The sequence below is a fragment of the Vibrio sp. ED004 genome (assembly GCF_023206395.1).
Taxonomy (GTDB): Bacteria; Pseudomonadota; Gammaproteobacteria; order Enterobacterales; family Vibrionaceae; genus Vibrio.
This window is the reverse complement of sequence record NZ_CP066150.1, coordinates 23,215-35,422: the sequence shown is the minus strand read 5'-3', so window position 1 is coordinate 35,422 and position 12,208 is coordinate 23,215. Positions and strand designations below refer to the sequence as shown.

Below are 12,208 nucleotides of genomic sequence, written 5' to 3'. Positions count from 1 at the left end.
TCTCCTTTTATACGCGTTCCCGGTACGAGGCAAAGGTTGAAGTTGTTCCTTTCCAACTTGATCTTAGCAGGCACCCTTTCGCCTTGTATTGGGGTTCTTTTTTTTTCCGTCAACTAAGGAGTGGCTGATGGACATTGATGCTAAGCAGTTTCTGCAAACCCTTTTCTCAAGTGCTGTAAATCAGGCACTACCCAAAAATCACATCGAACCTTTTCTTCCTCAAGACATATTTTATCGCTCGGCTAATCAAGCTGGGCGAACCGTCGTTATTGGGGCTGGGAAAGCGGCAGCATCGATGGCCGCTGAATTGGAAGCCGTATGGCAAGCTAAGCAACAGCAAGATCTCGCACTGCGTGACCTTGAAGGTTTAGTCGTGACCCGCTACGAACACACCGCATCTTGCGAACACATCGAGGTGATTGAGGCGGCGCACCCAGTTCCGGATGCGATGGGATTGGAAGTTAGCCACCGGATGTTGGAATTGGTGAATAACCTCAGTGAAGACGACACCGTGATATGTCTTTTGTCAGGAGGTGGCTCTGCATTACTTAGCTTGCCCGGTGGTGATATTAGCTTGGCAGAGAAGCAACAAATCAACAAAGCACTGCTTAAGTCGGGTGCCGCCATTGATGAGATGAACTGTGTGCGCAAGCATCTATCTTCGATAAAGGGTGGTCGATTGGCAAAAGCAGCCTACCCAGCAAGAGTGGTGTCATTGGCGATTTCAGATGTGCCGGGTGATGACATCAGTGTGATTGCATCGGGGCCAACCGTACCGGACACCACCACGCGTTTTGATGCGATGGCAATTTTAGAACGCTACCAAATAGAAACACCACGCTCGGCATTTGAATGGTTGAATAATCCAGAGTCAGAAACCGTTAAGCCAGATGACGTTTGTTGGAAAAACGCCGAGCATCATATCATCGCAACCCCAATGTCTGCGTTAGAAGCTGCCGCCGCAGAGGCCGAAGGTTTAGGCATTCCTGCGTATGTGCTGAGTGATTGCATTGAGGGAGAGGCGAGAGAAGTGGCGAAGGTGCACGCTGCATTGGCCAAACAAGTTGCTAACAACAAGCACCCATTCGAGACCCCTTGTGTACTGCTTTCTGGCGGTGAAACCACGGTAACGGTTAAAGGCAATGGGCGTGGTGGGCGCAATTGTGAGTTCCTTTTAAGTTTGTATAACGAGCTAAAAGGACAGGACAACATATTCGCTTTGGCCGCTGATACCGATGGTATTGACGGTGTGGAAGACAATGCAGGGGCATGGATAACCCCACAAACATGGCAAGAAGGCACTCGCTTGTCACTTAAAGCTGATGATTATCTAGAGGCGAACAATAGTTATGACTTTTTCAAGCAAATGGGCGTGTTACTGACGACTGGACCCACGCTCACTAATGTAAATGACTTCCGTGCAATATTGATTCTTTAATCTGAGCCATTGGAAAACACACTGTTGAATGGTCGTTCTTCTGCAAATAAGAACGACCATTTTATTGCTATCAATGCGGTGACCTCGAGTTCTGAGATTATCTTCTGGACTAATGAAGCACGTTGATTACTATGGTTTAAGTAATGAGCTGTAAAGGAAGTACTATGTCTAGGATCAGACAAAAGAATCAAGATTTAATCATCGAGGTCGCGTGTGAACAATTCGCCACTCATGGTTATGCCGCAACAAAAATGGCCGATATCGCGAAGGCGGCCGACATCCCCAAACCCAACGTATTCTATTATTTCAGCTCGAAAGACAAACTCTACAATGCCGTTCTAGAAACCGTTACGCAGCCGTTACTTGAAGCGTCTCGCCCTATTGAAGATCTGAGTGATCCCGTTGAAGCTTTATCTCAATATATTCAAACCAAATTGATCATCTCTCGCGACCATCCACACGCTTCTAAGGTATTTGCCAATGAAGTGATGTCCGGCGCTAAAGTGTTGCCAAAAGAGATCGGCGATGAGCTGTATAACCAATCTCAGATGATCCTCGATAAGTTCTCCACATGGTCAGCACAAGGCTTAATGGATGACGTTCCTGCACACCACCTGATGTTTACGATCTGGGCGGCAACCCAAACCTACGCCGATTTTGGCTGGCAGATTTGCAGCGTGATGCAGAAAGATAAGCTCGATGACAAAGACTACGAAGAAGCCGCTGAGTTCATTACCCAGCTAGTGATTAAAGGTTGCGGTGTGAAAGGAAAGGTGGAGTAGTTTATTGTTCAGGTTCATTAAAAAGGACATCACACGATGTCCTTTTTTGTATGCGTTGCTTTATGGAAGAGTGACCTTTAGAAGTCGGCAATAATGCCTTGAAGTTCGATATTGTCTTCAACAACCAAAATACGACTGCGCTCAAGCATCTCTTGTTCCCACCTAAAACTCTACGGTCAGTAAAAATGTAACCTACCTAAAATTATGTCGAACTTATCTCTAATGGTTAGCGTTGATCAAAAAATGAAACTTCATCAAATTCTTTATAAATCTAGCATCGACTTTGACTTTAATTCGACAAAGCCAGTTCAATAATAGATTTCATCAATAGGTGAGGGTCGAATTATGAAAACTAAAATTATCGCGCTTGCAGCACTTCTCGGAGTTTTTACAACTCAAGTATCAACAGCTCAAGCAACAGAGTTGATCGGCCATGTTCAAGGGTTGAACAAACACAGCGTTGTGGCAGAAGTGCCCGGTGTTGTAGAGATGAATAACCTCGAAGTGGGTGATGCCGTAAACCAACAACAAATACTGGCTCAGATTAAAGCCGATGATTTTAAGTTTAGCGTCAATAAGGCCAAAGCAAATCTAGCGCTTGCAGATGCGGATCTTGCGCTACGAAAAGCAACCTACAATCGCTATCAAGCACTCATTAAGAAGAACAGCTTGTCAGTTGGGGAACTCGATACGGCTCGAGCAGAATTTCTGAGTGCCAAAGCCGCGGTTTCTGTCGCTCAAATTGATTATCAACAGTCTCAAGTGGACCTAGAAAACACTCAGATTGAATCCCTAATTTCAGGTTACATCTCCAATAAACCCACGCAATCTGGGGCTTGGGTGAGCGAGGGTGATTTGCTTTATGAAGTGGTTAATATCGACAAGGTGACTTTGTCGTTCATGGCGAGTGAGTATGACTTAAAGCAATTCAGCGTTGGTCAAGAAGTGGTGGTGTGGTCTGAAACCAATCCAGAATTCAAGATGGAAGCAAAAGTGCAGCGCATTGGCGTCGAGATGCAAAATTTGACCTACCCAGTATTGGTCGAGATCACCAACCAAGGCCATGAGTTTAAGCCAGGCATGTCAGTTTACGCTTCGACAGATCTTTCCATTCAAGGCATCACAACGGCTCAAGTGGTATTGGATCAAACAGCATCAAATGAAGGTAAAGGGCAGTAACGATGAACTTCTTAGCATACTCCGCGAATCGTCAGTTTTTGGCTCGTATCATCACGGTTATGGTGTTGCTAACAGGTGCTATGTCGTTAATGCAGCTCAATTTTCAAGAGTACCCAGATGTTGCGATGGACACGGCGGAAATCGAAACCAGTTACCCCGGTGCAACAGCTCAAGACATTGAATTGAACATTACTAATCCAATTGAGAAAGAGCTTCGTTCAGTGGATGGTATTGCGTACTTTTCGTCTGAATCTTCGGAGGGACGTTCTTTCATCGAGGTTGAATACCTTCCGGGTGAAGATGCTGCAGTGATCTTGCGAGACATCCAACAAGCAGTAGATCGAGTTGGTAACCTGCCGAAAGACATAGATTCGCCGCCGGTTGTGACTCAGCAGAAAACCTCTTCTTTGGATGTGTATCACTTTGGCGTCAGTCTAGCGGGTAGCAACTCAGATACCGCGTCTTTGCAGCACTACGCCTATCAATTGGAAAAGAAGATCAACAACCTTGGCGGCGTCGGTTCTATTACGATGTCTGGCTTTAACGAACGAGAGTTTTGGGTTGAGGTCGACCCTGAAAAAGCACGTCGTTATCATGTTGGTTTTGATGATATCAGCACCGCGATCGAGCAGCATAACCTGTCACAGTCGGGCGGATTTGTAGAGTCATGGAGCCAAGAGCAGAAGATCGTCACCATGACCAAAGTAGAGTCGACGGGTGATGTGTCTAACATCGTGATTAAGGCACTGGATTCCGGCCAAGTTGTCCGTGTGTCTGATGTGGCGACTGTTATCGATACTTTTGCGCGAGCAACCGAAGATCCGGTAATGAGTGGGAAGCCTGCGATAGTTTTCTCGATCACCAACAGTGGCAGTGCGGATGTGATTGCCACCATCGACAGCATTAAGGCGTTGTTGGACAAAGAAAGCGAACGTATTGGCGACCAATTCATTTTTCAAACCAGCCTCGACCTTGGTAAAGACATGGGGGAGAAATTCTCTATCGTGGCGACCAATGGTGCAATAGGTTTGGTGTTGGTGCTGCTTATCTTGAGCATGATCCTACAACGTCGTGTCGCTTTCTGGGTGTCGGTTTCTATCCCATTTTGTGTGTTCGGTGTGATGATGGTTCTGCCAATCATGGGGTTGAACTTAGACAGCATAACCTTGGCAGCTTTGCTTTTGGTGATCGGTATTATCGTCGACGATTCAGTGATCATTGCCGAAAGTATTTTCCAAGAAAAGGAAGCAGGAAAAAAAGGTGTCGATGCTGCGGTGTCAGGGACTTTAAAAGTAATCAAACCATTGATGGCGAGCCTAGTGACAACGGCCTTGGTGTTTATCCCGATGATGTTCATTCCGGGCACCATGGGTAAAGCCGTCTCGGTGATCCCAATTACTGTTATCGCAGCGCTCGTGTTCTCATTCATTGAATGTACGTTTACGTTGCCTGCGCACTTGTCTTCTGCGAAAGAGACCACCCAAAAAGTCGAAGAAAAAGACCGTTTTGAGTGGGTTTCGAACCGTTATCGCTCACTGCTCAATATTGCATTGAACTACAAGAAATCAGTGATCGCAGTGGCTATTGTTAGCTTCGTAGCTTCTGGTTATTTAGTCTCTTCGTTGAAAGTGGACATCTTCCCAACTGAGGCGGGAAAATACATCGATGTGTACACTGAGGTGAAAGCGGGTACGCCATTATTAAAGGTGCGAGATGCTCATCACGCTATAGAGCAAGCAATCGAATCTCTGCCAGAAAGAGAACTGGTTAGCTACGAATTGGTTTACTCATCTCCCGTATCTCAGGGCATTATTAACCTGACAAACTTTGACCAGCGCACCCGTTCAGCCGAACAGATTATCGCGTCACTTAACGAAGAGTTGGCAGCTCTGTCTGAAGACATGTTTATCAAGTTCTCTATTGATGCAGGTGGCCCACCTCCCGGTGACCCAGTTGAAATCCGTGTGCTCGGTGGAACAGAGAGTGAGCGCAACCAAACCGTTGAGTTAGTGATGGCTTGGCTAGAAGATTATAAAGGCGTGACCAGCATTAATCACAGTGAGGCACTGAAAGATCCTCAGTTGAATATTGTTCCTCAATATCACTGGCTCGCGAAATACAACCTCACGGTGAGCGATCTATCGAACGCACTGCGTGTTGGCTTTGATGGTAACAGCGTGACATCCACTTGGCTTGGTGATCAAGAAGTCGATATTCGTGTGGTATTAGATGAGGAATTTCGCGACCTTGAAAAGTTGAAGACCACTAAAATCTACACGGTCGATGGGCAGCAAGTACCATTGAGTCGCTTGGCTATGGTTGAGCAGATCGAAATCCCGCGTCTCATCAAGCACTACAATGGTGAGCGTGAAGTGACGGTATCCGCTGCTTTATCTGACGAGAGTATTAGCCCTGTCGCATTAGCCGATGAGCTAGTCACAGAGCTTACCGGTCAATACCCATCAAGCGTGACAATTAGCGTAGGCGGCGAGGCGGAAAGCACTAACGAAACCATGAGTGGCTTTATGGTGGTGTTCCCTGCCGCTATGGTGGCGATCTACTTCGTGCTAGCGGTGATGTTCAACTCATTGTTACAACCACTGCTCATTATGGCGGTTATCCCATTTGCGATTATGGCTTCACTGATGGCACTTGTGGTTCACATGCAGCCGATGTCTCTGTTTGGATTGATTGGCGTACTTGGGATGACGGGCGTTGTGGTCAATAACTCCTTGGTGCTGATTAACCGAATCAACGAGTTAAGAATCGAAGGTTTGAATGCGATAGACGCCGTGACGCAAGCTGCCGTCAGTCGTCTGCGTCCGATTGTTATGACATCGTTGACCACGGTGGCTGGTTTGCTGCCTCTCGCCTACGGGTTAGGTGGAACGGATGTGTTTATGGGGCCAATGTCGCTCACTTTGGGCTATGGTCTGTTGTTTTCATTACCCGTTGTACTCTTGGTGATTCCGGCCATGTACGCGTTGTTCTTTTCTAAAGGCTCGGTTTCGAAAACTAAGGACAGTTTGCACGTAGAGAGCAGGTTAAACGTCAACATCCGCGAGTCATGAAGCGCGGTTTTGTGACCCGTTGTGCAATAACTCATTTATATTGGATTTGGCTCGATTAGGTATGCCATTTTATTTAAAGATAAGGGTATAGTGTCGCAAAAATTGGCGGCACTTACTGGTCCTCAAAGCGAATAGCTCAGAACACCAAAGTGAAGCTTCTAACAATATTACACGCACAACATATAGGTTTAGCAATGACGCTTAAAAGCTTGGCATGCACCATTAGCGCAGTTCTACTGGCAGGTTGCGGTTCGACGGTCGCGACTCAAACATACAACGCTGATCTGATCATCAAAAATGGACAGGTACTGACGATTAATTCAGAAATGGATGTGATTGAAGATGGTGTTGTCGTCGTGAAAAACGATCAGATTATCGCGGTGGGTAACGAGGATTTGATTATTCAATATCGCGCTGAAAAGGTGATTGATGCTCAAGACGGGATTGTTATGCCGGGCATGGTCAATGCTCATAACCATCTACCTATGATTGCGTTTCGTGGCTTAGGCGAAGAGGGCATTTCGAATCGCTTGTTTGCTTACTTCTTCCCGCTAGAAGCAGAAAAGCTGAGCCGTGAACTGATTTACAACGCAACCAAGCTTGGCTCTATCGAGTTGGCGCAAAGTGGTGTCACAACCTACGCCGACATGTATTACCACATGGATGAAATGGCTAAGGCGACCAAAGAAGTCGGTCTACGCGCCGTGCTAGGTGAAACCGTAATTAAGTTTCCAGTAGTCGATGCCAAAGAACCTTATGGCGGTATCGCGTATGCCGAAGGCTTTATCGAGCAGTACAAAAACGATGAGTTAATCACACCCGCTTATGCACCACACGCGGTATACACTGTGAGCAAAGACAAGCTGCAAGAAATCAACAAACTGTCTGCTCAATACGATGTACCGGTATTAATTCACGTTGCTGAATTCCCAAATGAAGAGAAGCGCATCAAAGATGAAACTAAGGCAACGTCGCCAGTCGAATACATGGATGAAATTGGTGTGTTGGACGAGCGCGTAGTCATTGCTCACGGTATCCACCTTTCAGAGAACGACCAAAAGCTATTGAAACAGGCCGATGCGGGTATCTCGTATAACCCAATGGCTAATGCTAAAGGCGCAACGGGTATCGCACCTGCATGGGATATGTACCGTGCTGATATGCGAATCGGTTTGGGAACAGACGGCCCTATGAGTTCAAACCAAGTCGATATTATGCGTACCCTAAGCTACGCAGCGAACATGCAACGTTTAAAACATTCTGACCGCACCATCATGATTCCTGAACAGGTGATTGAGATGGCAACATTAGGTGGCGCGAAAGCCCTACACATGGAAGACCAAATCGGTTCTCTTGAAGCGGGTAAAAAAGCAGACATCGTGATCGTAGAGACACAATCAGCGAACATGATGCCAAATTACGACCCATACGCAACCTTGGTTTATCAAGCGAACCCGAGCAACATCGACACGACGATTGTGAATGGTCAAATCGTAATGGAAAATCGCGTGATGCAAACTGTTCAACTGGATGATATTCGTCAAAGTGTCGATGAGTTTGAAGCCGACATTACCGAGTTTGCCAAAGAACTGTCTAAGAAGGCGATTAAGTCTAAGAGCTTGATGGATTAGGACTTAAACCTGATTCTAGCAATCGAATACAATTAACAAGGCCGACAAGATGTCGGCCTTTTTTATGGTTATTTGATAGCTTGGTTATTCCTCACTTCAGTTAGAACAACTATTGCCATTCGTGATACCACTGCCTAAGAACTCAACCCTAATTTGCTCGACGTCTTTTAGGTATTGGTTGTTGGCTTGGTCTGCCTCATCGAAGTTGTTGAGGGTGACATTCCATGTCGAGAATGGAGTTGGTTGGAAGTACGCATACTCGAACTTATTCGCCACTGCGCCATCGGTGATGATGCTAACGTCATTGGTGGTTGGATCATCTAAGCGGTAGTAAAACGCTCGTGCGACCGGATTAGAACTGAATTGGTAATCCTGATCCTGATAGCGGTCGGCATAGTTACCTGAACTCGATATTCCAAGGTTGAGCTGCTTGCCATAAGGTAAGTTTTCCCCTTCTAAGAACACACGTACTGTAGAGAGTCTAACTCGGTCGAATGAACATAGTTGTGCCTGTTCCAATGGAATAGTGAAGTTCAACTCACCAGTGGTTGCGAAGCTATCGAGTTGCTCTGGGCTAGAGATGGTGTAGTTGTCGATAGTGAAGTCTTGTGGTGCTGGCTGGAATGAAGAGAGTGCATTCACATACTCACTTTCGATGGACGCGAGGTCAAACTGGTAGTCCAAGTAACTTTTATTCAGCGAAGGTGTGATCTCACTTGGTTTCAACGCCCAGTATTCGTATGCCTGAACATAGTTAGATAAAGCCACATACATTGGTCGTTTGAAGTGCATTAGCACTCGCGACAGCTCACGCTCGATGGAGTCGAAACTTTCGCTGTCTACCTGATAACCCTCAATGGCGTCACTCAATCTTTGCTGTTGATTAGCGGTGACGTTTTTGGTCAATAATAGGTCGACGAGTTTGGCTTGCTCTTGTGCAAAGTTAAGCTGAGTGGTGTTAATTGCTTTGCCTAATAGCACCTGTTTTTCAAGTTCGACTAAGTATTGTCTCGCGCCCTTAATTCCCAAGGTATCAGCAAGTCTCAAGTTACTGCGGATCTCGGTGATCATCAGGTCCCAAGCTAGATTACTCTCATTCAAAGTCGGAATATTAAAGTCAAAGCCATCCATCGCTTCGGAGATCTTATGAAGTTTGATGGTCGATTTCACATCGTCGGTGAGCTGTGCGATGCCCGAAATGGTCTTAGTAACGCTATCAATGCTCCCCGTGACTGATTTGATATTGGTGACTAAGTTTTTCGCTTTATCTAACGCCTCTGGGGTTTTGGCCAATTGTTCGGTAAGGTCGTTCACACCAGATAGATTCCCGGTGAACACGCCGCTGATAGCACTGCCAATCTCTGCGATGGCTTTGAAGATAGCCAAGGCTGCATTGAGCTCTTGCTGAGTTTTCCAGTTTTCCACGCCGACCAAGTAAGTGGTTCTTGCACTCAGTGTCACAAGCTCCTGAGCTTTGTATTGGCTGTCGATTTCGGTCAGGCTATCGCCTATTTTGTCTATATTGGATTGAGTTTGAGTGATGATCGAGTTTTGCGCTCTAAGAACGTCTTCAACGTTAGCGAGTGCTAACTTCGCAGCTTCAATCTTGTCTTCGATCACCGTACTTCTGTCTTGAATGACATCCCATTGCGCTTGATACGCGATCATTGCGTTCAGGTACGCTTCGTATTTGCCTTGGTAGAGCACCTTGTCGAGATAAGGCACATAGTTGCTCTCTTTAGTGCTGAAACTAATGAACTGTTTAAAGGCAACGCTTTGAAGGTACAGGTCTGAAAGGATAGGGTCATCTTCCACCACTGAGCCTGCGTGACGCAAACTCTGCTCAATCCAGTTAATCAGTTCGAGGCTAAGCTCTGGGTTGGTGTCGAATAAGCTGGCAGCCATATCAAAAGAGCGGTTAACAATGTCGGTAAAAGGTGTGGTTGCCAGTTTCATTTGCCCTGTAATGTTCGAGTCGATGGTGGTTCTGCGGTAGTGTTCACCTGCTAGTACCACAGAGGTTCCATCGCCGTCTTCTGCAGAAAGGGCATCTCGTGTGATGCTGCCATCGTTTTGGAAGGCGAGGACATTAATCGGAGTTTCGATCTCTCCTGCAATCACAGTCACTGATGCCGCCGCGCCTTGTTGCCCGAGAACGAACGTCGGGGCACCTTGACCGACAATTTTACGGGCAAATATGAGAATGTTTTGGTTATTCACTACCAAGTTGAAGTTTTCAGGAACCTCAATGGTATCGGCGAAAACGACGATCTTTGAGGGTTTAGTCACGTAGAGGTTCTGCTCCGCAATCCAGTCACTGAGGTTGATGTGAAGATCAGATGTAGATCGAGAGAGAACATCGACATCGGAATAAGCAGATTGAACCCAAGTTGGGTATTCGGTGGAATTAGGCAAGTTATTAAGCTCTAGCCAGTCACTAGCAAAAGCTTGTGGAGATAATGAAAGAGAAATAATAATCGGTAGAATTCTCATATTAATGTCCTGTCGAAATGAGTATTAGCCAAATTTTGGGTAGCAGAAACCAACACCTTATTTTTCATAAGGCGTGGTGTTCTGTTGTTATTTTGTTTTTATTGGTCTTGCTGCTTTAACTTATAGCGAGGCGTCGCTTTGCCGAGCTATTTGTCGATGGTTATGGACTATTCCATTTCTTGAATATAAGCATTATTTGCAAATGCCTTGGCTTTCTCGCTGATGTTATTCCAGTTCATTTCTGAAACCGATGTATTGGCTAATGCGCCGATAGCACCAAGCATTGCGTCGTCTTTCATGATGTCGGCATTGTTTTGAGCTTCATCTAATGCTGCAAGCAGTGATGTGAAGTCGGTATTCATTTTCTGCCAATTTAACTTCAGCTTATTAATATGTGGGATAGCGTTTTCAATTTGCTGAGATATAAGATCAATGCTTTCTGAAGAACGATGGTAAGAGTTATATACCTTTTGTGTGTAAGACAATTGTTCTTCTAAATCTTTAACTTCATTTTGCAGTTCATTGCGAAGCTTACGTGCTTTCTCTGCTTTATCTCCGTAGACACCCATGATTGGAACAGCGACCAAAGGGAACCACGCGTAGGTCACGGCGGTAGATGCAACTGTGACATAGTGAGTGTAGTCTTTGTTGAGCTGTGCGATTCGGGTATTGATGTCGTTTACTTGCTGTTGAAGTGCACTGCCATCATCCGTTAGATAGCCGTTATGTGTGCCTTCTAACACTTCAAGTTGTAGCTTTTGCGTGTCTAGCTGCGCAGAAAAGTCCAGCAAGTTATCACCCACATCGGACACCTCTTGTTGGTATCTCAATGAAAAGTTTTGCAGGCTTTTCAGGTAAGCAATCGCCATTTTTCTTTTGCGTTCAACGGCTTCAATATCTTCTGGTAACGGTGAGAATGCCTTTGCCAACATCTCATTAAGGGCGTCGCTTAGTGGGTTAAGCATGAAGTCTTTAATTTGGACGTAATTGGCCAAGCTTAATGACAGGTCAACGATGCTTGGATAAAGCTCTTTTTTCCAATAGAAGGCGGTATCGTGAATACTTGAGTACTGCTGAACCAATGCTTCGAAATTAGAGAAAGGAATGTCGTTAGGAATACTTAAAGTCGACTTCATACTGGCTTCTGTCACGGGCAGTGCCAAAGCGCCTTCAACATAGGCTTGGATCTGATACCACTCTTGCTGTTTGAGAATAAAGTTGTCGGTATCTAAATCAATAAAGACGCCATTCTCACCGATTATCGTATCGTAGGTGACTTGAGGTATGTTTTGTTCAGCTGACGCTTGGTTAATTTGAACTGGCGCTGCTTGAGAAGTGAAAGCAAAAGAAGAAAGTAGCCCAATTGAAATCGAAGATAGTACGAGTGTTTTAGTGATTTTTTTCATCATTTAGCCCTGTTAGATTTGTTATTAGCTTTTTACAAAGACAATAATCCCCCTACCATTCGATGGCATTTTTAAATATTTATGAAGGGTTATTGAATAGTTTTATATTGTTATTCTTATAATTATTTTTTTGTTTTTAAATTGACTCCTTTAATGTGTTTTTTTGTTTTTATAAGATTTGCTCAATCTATAGTAGATTTATAATGAA

At 45.3% G+C, this 12,208-nt stretch carries 7 protein-coding genes; 5 read left to right on the top strand and 2 right to left on the bottom strand.

What is annotated here, in order from left to right; translation table 11 throughout:
- Window positions 1–127: 127 nt before the first annotated feature.
- The 5 genes from ITG10_RS17750 to ITG10_RS17730 all read left to right on the top strand — a co-directional run bounded on the left by ITG10_RS17750 (window position 128) and on the right by ITG10_RS17730 (window position 8,101).
- Window positions 128–1,438 carry a glycerate kinase gene (locus ITG10_RS17750; RefSeq protein WP_017633011.1) on the top strand — a complete coding sequence of 437 codons (1,311 nt, stop codon included), beginning with the start codon at window positions 128–130 and terminating at the stop codon, window positions 1,436–1,438.
- A gap of 164 nt (window positions 1,439–1,602) precedes the next feature.
- Window positions 1,603–2,220: a TetR/AcrR family transcriptional regulator gene (locus ITG10_RS17745; protein WP_017633010.1), complete on the top strand. Its 618-nt coding sequence runs from the start codon at window positions 1,603–1,605 to the stop codon at window positions 2,218–2,220.
- 345 nt (window positions 2,221–2,565) lie between these two features.
- Window positions 2,566–3,399 carry an efflux RND transporter periplasmic adaptor subunit gene (locus ITG10_RS17740; protein ID WP_017633009.1) on the top strand — a complete coding sequence of 278 codons (834 nt, stop codon included), beginning with the start codon at window positions 2,566–2,568 and terminating at the stop codon, window positions 3,397–3,399.
- Between the two features lie 2 nt (window positions 3,400–3,401).
- Complete coding sequence (locus ITG10_RS17735) at window positions 3,402–6,470, top strand: efflux RND transporter permease subunit (protein ID WP_248387041.1); 3,069 nt, start codon at window positions 3,402–3,404, stop codon at window positions 6,468–6,470.
- Window positions 6,471–6,664: 194 nt separating this feature from the next.
- Window positions 6,665–8,101 carry an amidohydrolase gene (locus ITG10_RS17730; RefSeq protein WP_017633008.1) on the top strand — a complete coding sequence of 479 codons (1,437 nt, stop codon included), beginning with the start codon at window positions 6,665–6,667 and terminating at the stop codon, window positions 8,099–8,101.
- Window positions 8,102–8,197: 96 nt separating this feature from the next.
- Here the strand turns inward: ITG10_RS17730 and ITG10_RS17725 are convergent, their stop codons facing one another.
- Together ITG10_RS17725 and ITG10_RS17720 are read right to left on the bottom strand one after the other, a co-directional pair.
- On the bottom strand, window positions 8,198–10,594 hold the full coding sequence (locus ITG10_RS17725) for a hypothetical protein (protein ID WP_017633007.1): 2,397 nt from the start codon (window positions 10,592–10,594) through the stop codon (window positions 8,198–8,200).
- A 167-nt stretch (window positions 10,595–10,761) separates the two neighbouring features.
- Complete coding sequence (locus ITG10_RS17720) at window positions 10,762–12,000, bottom strand: alpha-xenorhabdolysin family binary toxin subunit A (protein WP_017633006.1); 1,239 nt, start codon at window positions 11,998–12,000, stop codon at window positions 10,762–10,764.
- Window positions 12,001–12,208: the final 208 nt, after the last annotated feature.